Here is an 18,422-nt window from a genome sequence, read left to right as displayed (position 1 = left end):
GTTGGATAACAAACTATAAGTTATCTTTTTTCAATTTTTGCTGAAGTTTAAATAACGTTTTCGAATGGATCTGTGATATACGGGAAGTGGATAGATTTAGTACTTCTCCTATTTCGGTTAAAGTGAATTCTTCGAAATAAAACAAAGAAATAACAAGTTGTTCGTTCTCATTTAATGTTTTTATATATTTTGCTAATTCTTGATTTCTAGCTTTTGTCCCCAGACTTTCTTCAGGGGTGGGAGTTTGCTGGTCCACTATCGAAGAAGAATAGGTATCATCCCTCTCAGTATCAGAGGTAGGTTCATCAATGGATAGAAGGTGGGAGAAAAAGCTTTCGTTCATAGTATTAGTTACATCATTTGCACTCCATCCAAGTTCAGATGCCACTTCCTCAGATGTTACATATCGACCATGCTGTTGTTCTAATTGCTCAATTGTTTGTTCCACCTTTTTTGACTTATCACGGATAGACCTTGGAAGCCAATCCTCTTTTCTTAATCCATCTATAATAGAGCCCCTAATACGAAAGGAAGCATATGTGTCGAATTTTAGTTCTCTTGTATGATCAAACTTTTCTAGAGCGTCGTAAAGACCAACTAATCCATGACTTCTTAAATCATCTAGTTGTATGCTCCGGGGAAGGTTTACACTTATCCGCTGGACATGATAATCCACTAATGGCAAATAAGCTTCTATCAACCGATCCCCAGCTAGTGGATCCCTGTCTTTTACCCATCGATCCCATACTTTTGTTAACGTCACTGATTCTTTTACCTTAGACATAGGAAACCTCCTATTTGCTCATAAATATGTCACATACATTTTCTAACCTTTATCTTTTCTCATTAGCTTTTTATTCTTTAGTTTCTTGTTCCTTTTCAGTACCTTGAGTACTCTTAGGCAACTGCTCTTTCTCTACCAGATCCACGGTAATAAAACCCCAGATTATATGAAAAATTAATCCGATAAACAGAAATATGGCAAACGCAACACCACCGCGAAAAAGCGAGGTAATGACAGAATTACTTGTGAGAGAAGAAGCAAAAACTACCAAGAAACCAAGAAGACTGGAAACTAGAATAAACAAAATTCTTTGTCTGCTCATTATGCTTGAATCACACCTTTATTTACGGTTCGAATTTCTAACACAGATGATTCAGGATCGAATTCAATGGTTCTGCCACTATTTCCTCCAACATCTTCAAACATGATAGGAACGTTAGCATCCGCTAAAATTCTTTTTACTGCCTCTACATTTCTCGGTCCGATTCTAGTAGCTTCATTACTAGATGAAAACTTGAACATCTGCGCACCACCAGCTATTTTTGCTTTCATGCGGTATTTAGATGCACCTTGTTCTAATAAATTTTCAAGTAAATCTGTAATAGCAGTGTCTGCATATTTTGCTCTATTCAACTGTCCCGAACGCGCAAACGTCGAATCGGGAAGCATAATATGAGCCATTCCTGATATTCTTAAACGATCATCATACATAATGATACCAACACAAGATCCTAACCCAGACGTTCGAATGGTTTGTGGTGGCTTTGCTAGCTTTAAATCCGCCATTCCGACTTTCACGACATTACCCACGACACTACTCATCAAGAGGTACTCCTAACGAATGAAAAATTCTAATCAGTGATTCAGGGTCCGGCAACAAAAAGAAATGAGCTTTTGATTGAATCGTTTCATCTTCTCCTAGCTCATTGATTTCTGTATCTATTACTATCGCAAAATCACCAGCCTGTGACAGTTCAACAAGTCCAAAAGACAGGATTGCCATTGTCATATCTATCGCTAAATCTGGCGGGGTTGGCTGCAAATTTAATTTCGTAAAGTCCGATAATGCTGACAAATATGACCCCGCCAATATATTGCCTACTTCATTTAATGCTGATGCACCCATTTCATTAATCGGCTCCTCACTAAAATCAATCGTTGAGTCTCCAACTAATTGCTGAACCAATCGGCTTGCTTCGTCAACCGGTAACATAAAAAACATATTACCTGGTGCATCCCCTTTTATACGGAGGAAAATAGCTGCCACGACAACTTCTTCTCCTCCTACTAAATTACTTATTTCATTAAAAGGAACTACCTTAACTGCAGGCACCTTCATATCAATGGTTTTATTTAACATTTGAGATAAAGCGGTAGCAGCATTTCCAGCACCTATATTTCCAATTTCTTTCAGAATATCTAAGTGTTCGAGTCTTATATCGCTTAAATCCTTCATTATACGGACCTCTCGATATCTTTCATTTGCTCTCTTTCTGTTCGGTTTAACACCTTGTCCAAATTTAGTAAGATCAATAGTCTCTTTTCAAGTTTTGCCACACCTTGAATATATTCTGCCTCCAAAGAACCTACTACCTCTGGAGGAGGTTCTACTGACTCCCGAGAAATATCAATCACATCGTTAGCTGCATCTACTACTAAACCAACATCCATATTCCCCACCGTAACAATAATCACCCTTGTTGTATCCGTATGATCAATTGCCTCGATCTCAAATCTTTTACGAAGATCAATAATAGGCGTTACAACCCCACGAAGATTAATTACTCCCTCGACAAAATCAGGAGTACTTGGTACACGAGTTATATGCTCTACTCGCTCTATTGACCTGACTTGGTCCACCTCAACTCCGTATTCTTCATCCTTCAACTGAAAAACAATTACTTTCATATCTTGTAAACCAGATCCTTCAATCATTGTCCTCGTCCTCCCTTATATTATTAATTGAAAATATGTTAAGTTCATAACCATTCACATAGAAACGTTTATTTTATTAAAGCATTGCAATCAATGATTAACGCAACTTGTCCATTCCCAAGAATGGTGGCGCCCGATATAGCAAATGCATTGTTCAAATAGTCGCCTAAAGACTTTAATACTATTTCTTGTTGTCCAATAAAGGCATTTACTACTAATGCAGCCATTTTTTCGCCTTTTCGAATAATAACGATTGAATAAAATTCATCGTCTTCTCTTGTCTTAGGTACATCGAAGAAGTTTGTTAGGTTAATTAGTGGAACCACGCTGCCTCTAAAATCAATGACCTTCTGGTTGTGAGCGGCCATAATATCTTCTTTTTTAATAATAGCCGTTTCAATAATCGATGATAGTGGAACCGCATATTTCTCATCTTGAACTTCAACAAGCATGACAGAGATGATAGATAATGTTAACGGTAATTGGATTGAAAATACAGTCCCTTGATCAAGCACAGAATTAACAGTTACATGTCCACCTAATGATTCAATTTTATTCTTAACAACATCAAGACCTACGCCTCTACCTGAAATATCTGAAATTTCATCTGCAGTGCTTAATCCGCTTGAGAAAAGTAATTCATAGACTTGTGTATCCGTTAAGTTAGCTGCATTTTCTTGGGAGACAACGCCACGACTAATTGCTTTAGCAAGCACTTTGTCACGGTTAATACCTGCACCATCGTCAGATACTTCTATAAATACATGATTTCCACTGTGATAAGCCTTTAACGTAATTTGACCTTCTTCTGATTTTCCTGCTTGTTTTCTTACAGCAGGAACTTCAACACCATGGTCAATAGAATTACGTAACAAATGTACGAGTGGGTCTCCTATTTCGTCGATTACTGTTCGATCCAACTCTGTCTCCGCTCCAATAATATTTAAATTCATTTTCTTATCAAGATCTTTGGCAAGGCCTCTGACCATTCTAGGGAAACGATTAAATACTTGCTCAACAGGCACCATTCGCATATTAAGAATGATACTTTGCAGGTCTCCCGAAATACGTGACATATGTTCCACAGTTTCTGTTAATTCACTGCTGCTTAAATCCTTTGAAATTTGCTCGAGCCTTCCACGATCAATGACTAGTTCTTCGAATAGATTCATAAGGCTGTCTAATCGATCGATATTTACGCGAATTGTTTTACTTGAGGCAGGAGATGATTTCTTTTCTTGTTGCCCCTCCTCCTCATTCGAAACAGTTTCATTCGCTTGTTGCTGATCATTACTAGTGTTTTCTTTTTCCTCTTTTGAATCAAGAGTCTCTATTAAAGTGATCTTGACATCTTCAATTTCTGAAACTTTCATAACTTTTGCTTTTACATCTTCTTCCGGATCCTTAGTAACAATTGTCACTGAAAAACTTAAGTCAAAATTTTCCTCTTCTAGTTGATCAACAGTAGGCACTGATTTGATCACTTCCCCAATTTGTTCTAATACTTCGAAGACCATAAATACTCTTGCTGCTTTTAGAATAACATCCGCTCTAAGAGAGATCTCCAAAGAGTACCCTTGAAATCCTTGTTCCTTTGATTGCGATAACACCGTTAATTCAAAATCGTCAAAGTCATGTTTCTGATTTGAAGAAGTTTTTTCCATCTCTTTAGTCGCAGCAACCTCACTCAGTACTTCTCCTTTTTCTAGCCTCTCTAGCTTACTAACAGCGGCCGAAACGTCTCGTTTACCTTCACCACCGTTAGCAACATCTGTTACCATTGCTTCGAGGTCATCCACCGACTCAAAAACGACATCCATTAATTCACTGCTAGCCTTTAACTTGTTATTCCGGATTGCATCCAATACATTTTCCATATGATGAGTTAACTTAGCTAAATCTTCATACCCCATCGTAGCGGACATTCCCTTCAGTGTATGAGCTGAACGAAAAATTTCATCGATGATTGAATTGTCAGTCGGATTACTTTCCAGTTTAAGTAAATTGTCATTCATAGCTTGCAGGTGCTCAGTACTTTCATCAAGAAACATATCTAAATATTGATTTTTGTCCAAAAAGATCCCTCCTATTAGGATTGTTCAACTAAATATTTTGCTATTTTGTCTAAATCTAACTCTTTATCGACTAATGATGTTTCAATCGCTGATTTTGGCATTCCGAAAACGATAGATGTTTTCTCAGATTCCGCAATGGCAAGTGTAGGTAATTTTTCCTTTAATTCAACTAATCCCTTTTTACCATCCGATCCCATCCCGGTCATGATCACTGCAATAACTTTTTTCACTTTAATCGATGACAGCGATAAAAACATTGCATCTACCGAAGGTCTATGTCCATTTACTAATTCTGATTGATCTAAATGAATCGCGACTGAAGTCCCAATAGTCCTTACTTTTAAATGGTATCCTCCCGGAGCAATATAGGCAATACCTTTTTTTAAAATTTCTCCATCTTTTGCTTCTTTTACAGTAATGGCACACAAGGAATCCAATCTTTCACTGAGTGATTTCGTGAATCCTTTTGGCATATGCTGAACAATTAGAATAGGGTAAGGAAAATCGGAAGGCAGTTTAGTTATCACTTGATGTAATGCCTTAGGACCCCCTGTAGAAGTCCCTATAGCAACAATAGTCTGCATCCCCGTTCCTGATTCTCTATATTTAGGTTTGCTGTCACTGATTGGAATTACATGCTCAATTTTACCTTCTCGACTATTTTTGAGGGGAGAATGATTTATTTTATGAATAGAAACCTTGGAAGCGTGAATAACTTTCTCAATAAGATCCTTTTCCACTAAATTAATATCTAATGAGATAGAACCTGATGGTTTAGAGATAAAATCAAATGCGCCATACTCCATCGCTTTAATCGTTGTTTCTGTACCTTTTTTCGTTATACTCGATACCATAACCACGGGAGTAGGCCGAGTTTGCATAATTTCTTTCAACGCTTCTAAACCAGACATAACCGGCATCTCTACATCCATAGTTACTACGTCAGGATGTAACTTCATTACTTTATCGACAGCATCTTTCCCATTCCTAGCTTTATCAATAACTTCAATTTCTGCATGCTTATTTAGCATATCTGCAATCATTTTTCTCATAAATGCTGAATCATCAACTACGAGTACCCGTATCACGTTCCCACCCCTCTCTAAAGTACTAGTTTGAAATAAAACTCTTTAACTTGGATAAAAAAGTTCCCATAGATATTGGTTTGCCGTAGTCTTTCTTATCTCTTCCTATAAAAACGTCAATTGTGTTTTCTATCGCTTTGGAACATTTTGAATTTGGTGCGAGCAATAAAAACGGCTGTTGCGAACGAACGGCTTTCAAAACTGTGTCATCATTTGGAATATACGTTAAATATGTAATCGATTTATTTAAAAACCGGTTTGTAACATTGATGACATTTTCTGCGGTACGATCCGCTTCCTTTTTTGAAAAAGCTCGATTTACCACCATAGAAATAGGGATTTCCTCGTCTTCAAGGTGAATAAATTTTATCATTGCATAGGCATCGGTTATTGAGGTTGGCTCAGGGGTAGTTACCAGTAAAATCTCATGTGATGAGAGTAGAAAATGTAAACTACTTGTTGTTACACCTGCTCCCATATCTAGTAATATGTAATCAAAGCTCGACTCTAAAGATTCGATTTGTCTATAGAAAAAATCAGCTTTTTCCTTATTCATTTCGAATAATCGAGTTAAACCACTTCCACCAGCAACATAAGATAAACCAAGAGGTCCTTTTTCAACGATCGACCAAATAGACATTTCTTGTTCTAGCATGTCGACAATAGAATATTTTGAAGATTGACCTAACAGAATATCAATATTGGCCATACCGATATCCAAGTCAATAATTAATACATTCTTATTTCTCTTTTGCAGACCTAGAGCAAAATTAACGACAAAGTTTGATTTGCCAACTCCACCCTTGCCACTGACGACAGAGATTACTTGAATAGATGTATTTGATTTTTCATTCCCTTCGTCTGCTACTAATAATTGATTTCGAAGTGAATCAGCTTGGTCTCTCACAGGATCCTCATCTCCTTATTAGCCTTTCGAGGATGTTTTCTTGAGTTGCTTCTTCAATGTCATCAGGTACGTTTTGTCCAGTAGTGAGATAACTACTACCAATTTTAGAATCTGCAATGATATTCACCATTGCTCCCAACGTCTCTGTTTCATCCAGTTTTGTAAAAATAAGCTTGTCTACCTTAATTAACTTAAACTGTTCAAGAATCTTTTTCATATCTCGGTATTTTGATGTTACTGCTAAAACGAGGTGGGTCTCCGTTTCCTCATTAAAATCAATAATTTCATTAAGCTGTTCTACGTAAACTGCATTTCTGTAATTTCTCCCTGCGGAGTCAATTAAAATAAAATCATAGTCTTTTAGTCGTGTAAGAGCTTCTTTGAAATCTTCCATCGAATAAGCGACTTCAACTGGGACATTTAATATTTTAGCGTAAGTTTTCAACTGTTCTATAGCAGCAATCCTAAACGTATCAGTTGTAACAAAAGCCACTTTCTTTTTTTCCTGGAGAACTGCTCTAGCAGCAATTTTTGCTAATGTCGTCGTTTTACCAACGCCGGTAGGACCGACAACGTTCAAATACTTTTTATCGTATTTGAATTCACCAAAGGAAGCTTCTGAAGTGAGCGCCCGAAGTTCACTTTCCAACCATTCTTTTATATCATTTTGTTTCTTATTTTCGCCTTCCTCTTTATACCATCGTCTTAAAAGATTTTTCATAATAAGCGAACGGTAGTTAGAGTGAATCTCTTGGTCAATTAGCTGACTATTAATCACTTGCAAAGCCTCAGGATAATCTTCACTTGCTGAGGAGCCATCGCCTTGCATATTCGTAATCATCCTTTTTAACTCATCAATTTCAGATGATAACTGATTCGGAGTCTCTTTTTGTTCCGTTTGATTCAATTTTGCCGGAGATACTTTCTTTTTTGATCGAACTGGCGGCAGTTCTTGATCTAAGGCCGCAATAACTTCAATACTTTTTTTAGTGAAAAAACCGAGAAACCCACCGGTTTCCACTTGTTTTGAATTCAGAATCACAGCATTGTGACCTAATTCATTTTTTATTTTAGTCATTGCTTGAGCCATGTCTTTGGCTTGATATTTCTTTACTTTCATCCACCATTCACCACCCCTACACTCTGTACTTCAATGTGTGACTCAAGTTCGTTATAAGATAATACCGGAACTTGAGGTATATACCGTTCAATTAAGTGTCTCACATACATTCGAACCGCGGGCGAACAAAGAATAACTGGCATTTGTCCTGTTTCTTGCATACGTTCTACTTCGGACATGACGGATTCCATAATCGCCTGTGCTTTGGAAGGGTCTAAATTAAGAAAAGTTCCATGCTCTGTTTTTTGAATCGCATCGGCTAACGCTTTCTCAACACTTCCACTCACGGTAATAACGTATAATGCTTCACCTTCTGCTGTGTAATGTTTAGATATTTGTCGTGAAAGGGATTGACGGACATACTCCGTTATTAAATCCGTATCCTTCGTCATCTGTCCATAATCCGCAAGCGTTTCAAATATAATTGGTAAATTTCGGATAGACACTTTTTCTTTTAAAAGATTACTCAAAACTTTTTGAATATCACCAGTAGACAATGGGTTTGGTGTTACATCTTCTACAAGTGTTGGATATGTTTCATTCAAATGGTCAATAAGCTGTTTTGTTTCTTGTCTTCCAATGAGCTCATGAGCATGCTTTTTAATCACTTCTGTTAAATGAGTCGAAACAACAGAAGGCGGATCTACTACCGTGTAACCAGATAACTCGGCTTGCTCTTTTAACTCCTCGGAAATCCATAAAGCTGGCAATCCAAATGCTGGTTCAACTGTCTCTATACCTGTAATATTTTCATCATCTACTCCGGGACTCATAGCCATAAAATGATCAAGAAGTAATTCTCCTCTTGCTACTTCATTGCCCTTAATTTTAATCGAGTATTCATTCGGTTGAAGCTGAATATTATCGCGAATTCGAATCACTGGAACAACCATTCCCATTTCTATCGCTAATTGTCGACGGATCATCACTACTCTGTCAAGAAGATCTCCTCCTTGGTTTGCATCAGCTAGCGGGATAAGCCCATATCCAAATTCAAATTCAATCGGGTCTACCTGAAGAAGATTTATAACGCTCTCAGGTGATTTAATATCTTCTTCAGCATTAGCAGCCTGTTCTTCTTCCTGATCCTCTATTTGCACCAGTTTCTTTGCATTTCTTTCTATTGCAAGACCACCAACACCTAAAATTGCCGCTATCGTAGAAGTAACTATTAAGGAAATAGGTGTGAAAATTCCTAGTGCAAGAACGGTTCCGCCTGCTACATAAAGCATTTTGGGATATGCAAAGAGCTGGGAGGTAATGTCGTGACCCAAATTACCTTCAGATGCACCTCTTGTCACTACAATCCCTGTAGCAGTAGCAATTAAGAGAGCAGGAATTTGACTGACTAAACCATCACCTACGGTAAGAAGTGTATATTTACTAGCAGCCTCTGCTACAGGTAGTCCTTCTTGTAACATACCAATAACTAAACCAAATATAATATTTATAATTACAATGACGATACCCGCGATAGCATCCCCTTTAACAAACTTACTTGCTCCATCCATAGAACCATAGAAATCAGCTTCTTGTTCAATCTTTTTTCGCCGATCTCTTGCTTCTGTATCAGAAATCATCCCTGCATTTAAGTCAGCATCGATACTCATCTGTTTACCAGGCATGGCATCCAGCGTAAATCTTGCGCCAACCTCAGAAACTCTTTCCGCACCTTTTGTAATAACAATAAATTGAATGACGACCAAAATAACGAATACAACAAAACCTACTAAAGCATTTCCCCCAACAACAAAATCTCCAAATGTAGCAATAACATTCCCTGCATCCCCTTGGTTACCTAAAATTGCTCGAGTAGTAGAAACGTTTAATCCTAAACGAAACAAAGTTACTAATAATAATAAAGTTGGAAAAATTGAGAATTGTAGTGGTTCTTTCGTATTCATAGATACTAAAATAATCAAGAGTGCAAATGTAATATTTACAATAATCAAGAAATCTATTATTCCAGTCGGTAGTGGAATAATTAACATAATGACTATTAAGATGACTGTTAATAATACGCTAAAATCTTTTAAAGGCATTTGCACGTCTCTCCTCTTCATTCAGACTTTGATACAAACTAGAGTCGACTACAAAGTCTTGAGCTGACCAAAAGTCAGTAGTGTTCTAGATTTAGTGCAGCAATGTAACACTTAGTCATTGCTTTAGTGGACACTTCATGCAATTTTCAAGATGAAGTAATCATTTTTATACTTTCTTTTCGATACGATAAACATATGCTAACACTTCCGCTACAGCCTTAAATAGATCCTCTGGTACTTGGTCCCCAATTTCTGCTTGGGCATATAAGGCTCTAGCCAAAGGCCGATTTTCTACGGTAATTACCTCGTTGTTTTTTGCGACATTGATGACTTTTAAAGCAATGTAGTCAACACCTTTCGCAATAACAACAGGAGCTTCCATTTTTCCATCCTCATACTTTAATGCGACTGCATAGTGAGTAGGATTTGTAATTACAACGTCTGCTTTCGGAACTTCCTGCATCATTCTGCTCATCGCCATCTGACGCTGTTTTTCTTTAATCTTCCCTTTAATTAAAGGGTCACCTTCCGTTTTCTTATATTCATCTTTCATATCCTGTTTTGACATACGAATGTTCTTTTCATGATCGTATTTTTGATACATGTAATCTAAGATAGATAGAAAAATGAGTAAGACAGAAACGGATATTCCCATTAACACAACAAGTTCTATAATTAAAATCATACCGTCTTCTATTGAATAAAGACCTAAGCTTAATAAGTCCTCCATAAAAATCCAAAGGACACCACCAGTAACAAGACTCACTAAAAATATTTTCAGCATAGATTTTAGAAACTCTACGAGCGCACGAACAGAAAAGATTCGTTTAAACCCTTTGATTGGATCAAGTTTACTTAACTTCACTTGTATTGCTTCAGGTGCAAATAAAAATCCAACTTGAATATAATTACTGAAAATAGCTGCACAAATGGTAACTAACATGATAGGTGCAAGCACAATGGTCGATTGATAAGTAAATTCCATGAACATAGCGACAACATTTTCTTCTGATAATTCCAGTAGTAAATAATCAGTAAATGTAAATCTTGCCATAGCAAACAACTGGTCTACAACAAAAGTTCCGATGACTCCAAAAAATAAGAAGACGACTAATAGAATAATTGCTGTATTCACATCGGCACTTTTAGCTACTTGTCCTTTATTTCTTTCCTCTTTACGTTTCTTCGGAGAGGCTTTTTCAGTTTTCTCTTGGGCAAAGTATTGCAAGTCGAGGGAAATATACATCCTCTAAACTCCTCCATATAACTGCATCAACGTTCTCATCGCAATAATCATCGTATCCACCAGATGTGAAACAACCATGAAAAATGGTGCCATAGTTAACATCATTACTATAAAACCTAAAAATATTTTTAGTGGTAACCCAATAACAAACACGTTTACTTGAGGCACCGTTCTAGCAACCATACCTAAAGCTACATCAACTAAAAAGATCGAGCCAACAATGGGCATGGACATTTGGAAAGCAATGATAAACATTGTGCTGAAAGTTGCCACTACATGATTTACAACAGCCTCATCACCGAAAGGTATAAACACTTGGTCCATGGGAATAAATTGGTAACTGTAAAATACTCCATCTAGTAAAAGATGGTGAGCATTAGTCGCTAAGAGAAATAATAACGAAAACGTATATAAATAACTCCCGATCAAAGGTGACTGAGCACCAGTTTGAGGGTCTATAACATTCGCAATCATGAACCCTAGTTTCAAGTCTATAAGTCCACCTGCAACCTGAATTGCGTATAACAAAATAGTTGCAATCAGACCTACTGTCAAACCTACTAATGCTTCCTTAAGAATCAGCAGAAAAAACTCATAGTTGATTTCTAATAACGGCCAATCACCCGTGAAAAACATAATCCATGAAAGAAAGATAGAAATACCAATCTTCACTTGACTAGGTATATTTTGGTAAGAGAAAAAAGGCAGTGTGATGAAAAAAGCTGATACTCGAACTAGAATGAGCAAATAAGCAGGAAGCCATTCAAATATATTTACCATATGATCATCCTATGAATTGATGAAGATTACTAAATATTTCTTCGGCAAACGTAAGCATCTGCGTTAACATCCATGGGCCGAAAACGATGAGTGCGATGAGAACCCCGGCTATTTTCGGTATGAAAGCTAATGTTTGCTCTTGAATTTGTGTCGTTGCCTGGAAGATACTAACTGCCAAACCTATTGCCAATGCAGTAATTAAGAGTGGACCCGATATAAGCAGTGTTGTAAATACTCCTTGCTCTGCCCAATGAATAACCATTTCTGTACTCATACGAATTCCCCCTTTTAAAAGCTAAATAATAATGATCGAACTATTAAGTGCCATCCATCAACCATGACAAATAGTAATATTTTAAATGGTAATGCTATCATTACTGGAGGTAACATCATCATCCCCATTGACATCAGAACACTTGCTACTATCATATCGATCACTAAAAAGGGAACAAATATCATAAAACCAATTTGGAAAGCTGTTTTCAGTTCACTAATTGCAAACGCAGGAACTAATGACGTCAAAGGAATATCATCTAGCGTTTCCGGTCTTTCTTGTCCTGCATATCCCATAAATAATGCTAAATCTTTTTCTCTAGTGTGTTCTGCCATGAATTCTTTGAATGGTTCTGTTGCTGCTGCGAAAGCCTCTTCCTGTGAAATCTCCGCATTAGAAAGTGGTTGCAAAGCATTTTCATTTACTTCCGCCAGTACAGGGGCCATAATAAAAAATGTTAAGAAAAGTGCTAAACCTATTAAAACTTGGTTAGGGGGCATTTGTTGCGTTGCAAGCCCAGATCTTACAAAGGATAATACGATAACAATACGAGTGAAACACGTCATCAAAATTAATATTGCCGGTGCAAGCGATAAAACTGTTAGTAATAGTAACAATTGGATCGTTGCTGTTAAATCGTTGGAATCATCACTGAAAACGTCTAAAGCCGGTATTTGGAATAATAAATCGATCATCGGTCTTTCTCCTCTAATGCAGAATGAACCTTTTTATGTGATTTTTTTACATCGGTTAATTCTTGCTTTAATAAATTCTGAAATGCTGTTGCATCCGAATTTGAAGAACCAGCTGCACTTGAGTTTGAAAATCCATTTAATTTTTTCTTTTTCAACCACCCTGTGAATTTTGTTAAAGGTTGTTCAAATAATTCTTGTGATTGATTAGATTTTAAAATAACTTCCAGTTCATCAGGATCATCAATTTCTTTTAATAACTGTACTGTTTCACCTACACCTACGATAAGAACACGACTCCCGATATGAACTACCTGAACAGACCGATTAGTACCGACTCCAACACCACCAATGTTTCGAACGAGTGAATTTCCTTGGACATTCTGTGATCGCTTATTAATAAATCTCAAAACTACATAAATACCAAGAATAACCACCCCTAAAGCAAGAAATAACTGTAGAGTAAGAAAAAATAAATTCTGTTCACCCATTCCTGTATCTTCATTACCTTCAAGAGCGGGCATTTGTACATTATCAGACTCCGTATCATTTTCTTCGTTAATCCCGGAGTCCGTATTTTCTTCCTCACTATTACTTGGTGTCTGTAATATTTCATTAATTCTTCGATCGCCTTCTCCAAAATTATTAGTTTCTGCATTTACCACAAAAGTTGAAGAAAAACAGAGAATAATAACAAAAGAAAAAACATATAGGTTACATAAATTTCTCACTGTGGTCACTCCTTAAGAGCCTTAGCCTAACGTTTTATTTATTGCTTCCAGAACTCTGTCAGCCTGAAATGGTTTTACAATAAAGTCCTTAGCACCAGCTTGGATTGCGTCTATTACCATTGCCTGCTGCCCCATTGCCGAACACATAATTACCTTTGCATTCGGGTCAAACTTTTTGATTTCTTTCAAAGAAGTAATCCCGTCCATCTCTGGCATCGTAATATCCATCGTCACAAGATCGGGAGAGTGTTCTTTATACATCTCTACTGCTTGCGCACCGTCTCCTGCTTCACCAATAATTTCAAAATTATTTTTTGATAAAATATCCTTAATCATCATTCTCATAAATGCTGCATCATCTACTATTAGTACTTTCGTTGCCATAACTTTCGTCCTCCTTAGTTTTTCAAAACATGTTTACTTTAATTTATTTAACCGATCTTTTTGGCTAACAATATCTGTGACTCTAACACCGAAGTTTTCGTCAATTACGACTACTTCACCTTTTGCAATCAATCTTTGATTCACTAAAATATCAACTGGCTCTCCGGCAAGTTTATCAAGCTCAACAACTGAACCCGGAGACAATTCCAAAATATCTTTAATCGATCTTTTTGTTCTGCCCAATTCCACCGTCACGGAAAGAGGGATGTCCAATAACATATCTAAGTTCTTGGCTTCATTCTCATTTAATGAAGGTGTATCAAAGTTTGAGAAAGCAGCAGGTTGAACATTTACAGAGCGGCCAGGAGCAGAATAACCTGAAGTAACGTGTTGAGGCTCTGTTCGATTTCCATACTGCTGTCCACCCAAGTTAGTATCCGAAGATTCCCGTGAACTAGGTTGTGAAGCAGGAACCGTGTTATCTTCCTGTTGACTCTGTGGTTGTGGTGGCAATTCTTCCTGAGCATGCTGAATGACATCATTAGAAGGTGTATCATCTTGAGTAGGATTCATTAGTTGATCAACCATATCTTTCGCAAAAGAAATCGTAACAAGCTGCATGATCTTAGAGTCAATTAAATCCCCTACTTTTAAATTAAATGAAATATTAACTAACACGTCATCATCAGGTAATTCTACATTGCTTTGATTGTTAGAAAAGTCCAATAAATCGATGCCTGGCGGAGAAATATCAACTTTTTTGTTGAATATCGTAGACATCGAGGTAGAAGCTGACCCCATCATCTGATTCATCGCTTCTTGAACTGCACTTATTTCCATATCACCTAAATCATCAGGAGCGTTTAATCCATCATTGCCCATCATTAAATCTGCGATGATCGAGGCATCAGATTGCTTGATTACAAGTAAATTTACACCTTCGAATCCCACCGTATATTCTACCGAAATTGCCACGTGTGGTTTAGGAAACTCTTTCTGAATCTCTTTTTTACTAATAACGGAAACTTTCGGTGTCGTTATATCAACTTTTTGATTCAATAACGTTGACAAAGCAGTTGCAGAACTTCCAAAGGAAATATTACCTATCTCACCTAGTGCATCTTGCTCTATACTTGACAAGTAGTTTTCAACTTTAAGATTATTATCACTTACATTTTCTTCAGTGTTCTCTTCTTCATTGTCACTGTTATCATCATTATCCATGCCACTCAAAAGGGCATTAATTTCATCTTGAGAGAGCATATCATCATTCATCAATGTTCCCCTCCTCTTCTAAAATGTCCGTGACTTGAACGGCCACATGATTTTTCAATTTACCTGGTTGAACTTTGAATTTAGGTTCGCCCCCAACACGAAGCAAAAGAGATTCTTCAATTGACTGATCCAGTTCAATGATATCGTTCGCGCCTAGATTTAAAAATTCAGCTATAGTAATCTCTGAATGTCCAAGCTCAACCACTACATCAAGTGGAGCTTGTTTAATATTTCTTCTTAACGATTCTATTTCAATCGGTTGGAGTTCTTTTTTCTTTGTTTGCATCCATAAGTGAACAGACAGCAACGGAAGAAGTGACTCAATCACGACGTGCGGAAGACAAATATTAATCATCCCGGAAGATTCCCCTATCGTTGTAGATAAAGAAATTACAACTACGGTCTCATTCGGTGATACTAATTGCAAAAACTGAGGATTCACTTCCATGTCATCCATTATTGGATCTAATTCTTTCACAGAAAGCCAGGCCTCTCTAAAGGTTTCCAGAGTTCTTTGAAATAATTGTGTCATAATCTTTGTTTCAATTTCAGTTAAATCTTCTACCTTATTATAGGCTTCGCCTTTTCCACCAAGCATACGATCCATCATCGCAAAGGCAATGTTTGGATTCACTTCCATCACGAATCGTCCTTCTAATGGGTAAGGTTCAAACACGTTCAAGATGGTCATCCGCGGAACTGAACGAATGAATTCGTCATAGGGTAGCTGATCTACTGATGCCACAGATATTTGAACAAAAGTTCTTAATTGTGCGGATAAATGTGTCGTTAATAATCGAGCAAAGTTCTCATGAATTCTTGTTAAACTTCGAACTTGGTCTTTAGAAAACCTTAACGCTCTTTTAAAGTCATACGACCTTATTTTTCTCTCGGTGTCTTCTTTTTTCAGTTCATCTGCATCCATCTCACCAGTGGATATGGCTGATAATAGTGCATCAATTTCACCCTGTGATAGAACATCTGCCATCTTTTTTTCACCTCACTTTTTCAGACATTTAAACGCAGTATTATTGAATAACGCGTTGATTCATATAAACTTCAACTACCTTACCATCCTGCATAATTTCATTGACGCGATCTCTAATACGACTTTCTAATTCCTTAATTCCTTCAGAACCTTGAAAATCAACATCACGCATGTCAGATAGTTCTTGAATAATAATATTTTCTACTTGAAAGCTTCGTTTTTCAAACTCTACTTTCGCATCATCGTTTTCTAATTGAATAACAAATTGTGATCTAATAATATGATTAGACAATAAATTTGTTGTAATTTCTTCCGTTTCAACGGATCTTTCTACAACCTGATCTACGGTAGGTTCCCCTTCAGCTTCCGCTTCCTGGAAAAATTGTGTGTATAACACAAGAGCTAAAACTCCTATTAGGGTTAATGCTATTAAAATGATCATCATAATATTGACTAGCTTGTTCTTAAACATGGTTTATACCTCCTCATTAGAGTCATAGTGTTTCGAAACAAGAGAGGTTAATCCAATCTGTTTATAGAATTCGATAATTTTTTGATATAACTCTTGTTCTGTTTCTTTCACAACAATCTTTTTGCCATTGGTTAAAGTGACTGTTGTATCCGGAAATGCTTGAACCTGCTCTATGTAAAGGGCATTTAATGTAAAAGATTGGTCATTCAATTTGGTTAAAATTATCATTAGTTTAACGAGCTACACTTTATAAAGCGGGCTCTTCTCTTCCTCCTTTAATTCAAAAATAAGGTTGACTTAGCGCCTAAAAATGACACTAAGCCAATCAAACATTATCGTTTTAAATTTATAAGTTCTTGTAAAATCTCATCCGATGTTGTAATCATTTTTGTGTTTGCCTGGAATCCACGTTGTGCCACGATCATTTCAGCAAATTCAGCTGCAAGGTCTACGTTAGACATTTCAAGTGTGGAGTTTACTAGATCACCACGCCCTTGTTCACCTGGATTACCAATGATTGGGTCTCCTGAGTTGGCAGTCGCGGTAAATAAATTTCCACCAGCTTTTGAGAGCCCTCCTGGGTTAGCAAAAGTAGCAATTTGAATTTGACCCAATTCAGCTGGAGGTTGGCCGTCTGAGAAAATGCCACTAACAACTCCTGAACCAGAGATTGTATAACTTTCATAACCAGCATTTGGATCTATTGTTATTTGTCCATTATCACTCACTACAAAATACCCGTCTGAATTGACTAGTGTTCCCTCTGCATCGAGATAAAAGTTACCTGCTCTCGTATAGCTTTCTGCTCCCTCACCATCCTGCATAACAAAATAGCCATCGCCGGAAATAGCTAAATCTAAATCTCTACCAGTTGTTTGTAAAGAGCCTTGTGTCGAAATCGTATCAATCGTTGACAGGCCTCCACCCAAACCAACTTGTTGCGGGTTAGTTCCTCCTCGAACATCCCCAGGTTCACTTGCACCTTTCATCTGCTGACTTATCAAGTCATTAAAAGTTGCCCGTCCCTTTTTAAAGCCAAATGTATTCACGTTTGAAATATTGTTACCAATTGTATCTAATTTTGTTTGAAAGTTATTCATTCCGCCAATACCTGAGTATAAAGATCTAATCATAATATTAATCCCCTTTTTGATGGTTCTTTTAATAGCTGTTTCCGTCAATCCACAGCATAAGGCTTCCTGTTAAGGTCCAGCCAGATTACTTAATTATTGATAATAATCGCACCATTTATATTCGTAAACAATTGAGACGCCGCTTCCTCTCGGTCCATCGCAGTTATGACGGTGTCATTTGTGGCACTAATAACAAATGCTGCATCATTCGTTAAAACAAGAGAATCATTCACGCCTTTGTCGCGTGCTTCTCTTACTTTTGTCTGTATCTCATTCCATGTTTCATTAGATATTTCAATGCCTCTATCCATCATTCTTTTCTCAGCATGTTTACTGATTTTTAATTCATCTTGACTCTCCAATGTTTTTGCAAGCATATTTTGAAAACTGTTTTTTTCAGTTGCTTTAGATTCAGAAGTTTGCTTCACTGATGGTTTTGGTAAAGTATGATGTAGATGATGAGGCATGATTTTTACACTCATGTTAATCACCTCTTAGC

22 protein-coding genes are annotated in these 18,422 nt (G+C 37.0%); all 22 read right to left on the bottom strand.

Annotation, left to right across the window (positions count from 1 at the left end):
• Nucleotides 1-13: 13 nt before the first annotated feature.
• The 22 genes from ACHABW_RS00745 to ACHABW_RS00640 all read right to left on the bottom strand — a co-directional run bounded on the left by ACHABW_RS00745 (nucleotide 14) and on the right by ACHABW_RS00640 (nucleotide 18,405).
• Nucleotides 14-784: a FliA/WhiG family RNA polymerase sigma factor gene (locus ACHABW_RS00745; RefSeq protein WP_435753624.1), complete on the bottom strand. Its 771-nt coding sequence runs from the start codon at nucleotides 782-784 to the stop codon at nucleotides 14-16.
• A gap of 70 nt (nucleotides 785-854) precedes the next feature.
• The gene (locus tag ACHABW_RS00740; RefSeq protein WP_435753623.1) at nucleotides 855-1,106 is read right to left on the bottom strand and encodes a hypothetical protein; all 252 of its coding nucleotides are present in this window, start codon (nucleotides 1,104-1,106) and stop codon (nucleotides 855-857) included.
• Nucleotides 1,106-1,606: a chemotaxis protein CheD gene (locus ACHABW_RS00735; protein WP_110936344.1), complete on the bottom strand. Its 501-nt coding sequence runs from the start codon at nucleotides 1,604-1,606 to the stop codon at nucleotides 1,106-1,108. Before ACHABW_RS00735 ends, ACHABW_RS00740 begins: the two co-directional genes overlap by 1 nt.
• Nucleotides 1,599-2,240 carry a chemotaxis protein CheC gene (locus tag ACHABW_RS00730; RefSeq protein WP_435753622.1) on the bottom strand — a complete coding sequence of 214 codons (642 nt, stop codon included), beginning with the start codon at nucleotides 2,238-2,240 and terminating at the stop codon, nucleotides 1,599-1,601. Before ACHABW_RS00730 ends, ACHABW_RS00735 begins: the two co-directional genes overlap by 8 nt.
• Nucleotides 2,240-2,719, bottom strand: coding sequence for a chemotaxis protein CheW (locus tag ACHABW_RS00725; RefSeq protein WP_435753621.1), 480 nt, complete (start codon nucleotides 2,717-2,719; stop codon nucleotides 2,240-2,242). Before ACHABW_RS00725 ends, ACHABW_RS00730 begins: the two co-directional genes overlap by 1 nt.
• 68 nt (nucleotides 2,720-2,787) lie before the next feature.
• Nucleotides 2,788-4,794 carry a chemotaxis protein CheW gene (locus ACHABW_RS00720; RefSeq protein WP_435753620.1) on the bottom strand — a complete coding sequence of 669 codons (2,007 nt, stop codon included), beginning with the start codon at nucleotides 4,792-4,794 and terminating at the stop codon, nucleotides 2,788-2,790.
• 14 nt (nucleotides 4,795-4,808) lie between these two features.
• On the bottom strand, nucleotides 4,809-5,882 hold the full coding sequence (locus ACHABW_RS00715) for a protein-glutamate methylesterase/protein-glutamine glutaminase (protein WP_435753619.1): 1,074 nt from the start codon (nucleotides 5,880-5,882) through the stop codon (nucleotides 4,809-4,811).
• 22 nt (nucleotides 5,883-5,904) lie between these two features.
• On the bottom strand, nucleotides 5,905-6,786 hold the full coding sequence (locus ACHABW_RS00710) for a MinD/ParA family protein (protein ID WP_435753618.1): 882 nt from the start codon (nucleotides 6,784-6,786) through the stop codon (nucleotides 5,905-5,907).
• Between the two features lie 7 nt (nucleotides 6,787-6,793).
• Complete coding sequence (gene flhF / locus ACHABW_RS00705) at nucleotides 6,794-7,906, bottom strand: flagellar biosynthesis protein FlhF (protein ID WP_435753617.1); 1,113 nt, start codon at nucleotides 7,904-7,906, stop codon at nucleotides 6,794-6,796.
• The gene (gene flhA, locus ACHABW_RS00700; RefSeq protein WP_435753616.1) at nucleotides 7,903-9,948 is read right to left on the bottom strand and encodes a flagellar biosynthesis protein FlhA; all 2,046 of its coding nucleotides are present in this window, start codon (nucleotides 9,946-9,948) and stop codon (nucleotides 7,903-7,905) included. The genes flhF and flhA overlap by 4 nt, the downstream gene beginning before the upstream one ends.
• Before the next feature lie 166 nt (nucleotides 9,949-10,114).
• Complete coding sequence (gene flhB, locus ACHABW_RS00695) at nucleotides 10,115-11,194, bottom strand: flagellar biosynthesis protein FlhB (RefSeq protein ID WP_110936351.1); 1,080 nt, start codon at nucleotides 11,192-11,194, stop codon at nucleotides 10,115-10,117.
• Nucleotides 11,195-11,197: 3 nt separating this feature from the next.
• A complete protein-coding gene (gene fliR / locus ACHABW_RS00690; RefSeq protein ID WP_435753615.1) occupies nucleotides 11,198-11,974 on the bottom strand; it encodes a flagellar biosynthetic protein FliR in 777 nt (258 codons plus the stop codon).
• 4 nt (nucleotides 11,975-11,978) lie between these two features.
• Nucleotides 11,979-12,248, bottom strand: coding sequence for a flagellar biosynthesis protein FliQ (gene fliQ / locus ACHABW_RS00685; protein WP_110936353.1), 270 nt, complete (start codon nucleotides 12,246-12,248; stop codon nucleotides 11,979-11,981).
• Nucleotides 12,249-12,262: 14 nt separating this feature from the next.
• On the bottom strand, nucleotides 12,263-12,943 hold the full coding sequence (fliP, locus tag ACHABW_RS00680) for a flagellar type III secretion system pore protein FliP (protein WP_110936354.1): 681 nt from the start codon (nucleotides 12,941-12,943) through the stop codon (nucleotides 12,263-12,265).
• Complete coding sequence (locus ACHABW_RS00675; RefSeq protein ID WP_435753614.1) at nucleotides 12,940-13,671, bottom strand: flagellar biosynthetic protein FliO; 732 nt, start codon at nucleotides 13,669-13,671, stop codon at nucleotides 12,940-12,942. The genes fliP and ACHABW_RS00675 overlap by 4 nt, the downstream gene beginning before the upstream one ends.
• Before the next feature lie 21 nt (nucleotides 13,672-13,692).
• Nucleotides 13,693-14,055 (bottom strand): response regulator, encoded by a 363-nt coding sequence (locus tag ACHABW_RS00670; protein ID WP_110936356.1) that lies wholly within the window; start codon nucleotides 14,053-14,055, stop codon nucleotides 13,693-13,695.
• 33 nt (nucleotides 14,056-14,088) lie between these two features.
• Nucleotides 14,089-15,330: a flagellar motor switch phosphatase FliY gene (gene fliY / locus ACHABW_RS00665; RefSeq protein WP_435753613.1), complete on the bottom strand. Its 1,242-nt coding sequence runs from the start codon at nucleotides 15,328-15,330 to the stop codon at nucleotides 14,089-14,091.
• Nucleotides 15,323-16,318, bottom strand: a complete 996-nt coding sequence (fliM, locus tag ACHABW_RS00660) for a flagellar motor switch protein FliM (protein WP_110936358.1) — start codon at nucleotides 16,316-16,318, stop codon at nucleotides 15,323-15,325. The genes fliY and fliM overlap by 8 nt, the downstream gene beginning before the upstream one ends.
• Nucleotides 16,319-16,358: 40 nt before the next feature.
• Nucleotides 16,359-16,790 (bottom strand): flagellar basal body-associated protein FliL, encoded by a 432-nt coding sequence (gene fliL / locus ACHABW_RS00655; protein WP_110936359.1) that lies wholly within the window; start codon nucleotides 16,788-16,790, stop codon nucleotides 16,359-16,361.
• A 3-nt stretch (nucleotides 16,791-16,793) separates the two neighbouring features.
• Nucleotides 16,794-17,018: a flagellar FlbD family protein gene (locus tag ACHABW_RS00650; protein WP_435753612.1), complete on the bottom strand. Its 225-nt coding sequence runs from the start codon at nucleotides 17,016-17,018 to the stop codon at nucleotides 16,794-16,796.
• A gap of 104 nt (nucleotides 17,019-17,122) precedes the next feature.
• Nucleotides 17,123-17,923 (bottom strand): flagellar basal body rod protein FlgG, encoded by an 801-nt coding sequence (gene flgG, locus ACHABW_RS00645; protein ID WP_435753611.1) that lies wholly within the window; start codon nucleotides 17,921-17,923, stop codon nucleotides 17,123-17,125.
• An 89-nt stretch (nucleotides 17,924-18,012) separates the two neighbouring features.
• A complete protein-coding gene (locus tag ACHABW_RS00640) occupies nucleotides 18,013-18,405 on the bottom strand; it encodes a TIGR02530 family flagellar biosynthesis protein (RefSeq protein WP_435753610.1) in 393 nt (130 codons plus the stop codon).
• Nucleotides 18,406-18,422 lie beyond the last annotated feature (17 nt).

This window comes from Salipaludibacillus sp. CF4.18 (genome assembly GCF_051262595.1).
Classification (GTDB): domain Bacteria; phylum Bacillota; class Bacilli; order Bacillales; family Salisediminibacteriaceae; genus Salipaludibacillus; species Salipaludibacillus neizhouensis.
Note: the sequence above shows the minus strand (reverse complement) of the source record. Positions and strands in the feature narration are given on the sequence as shown.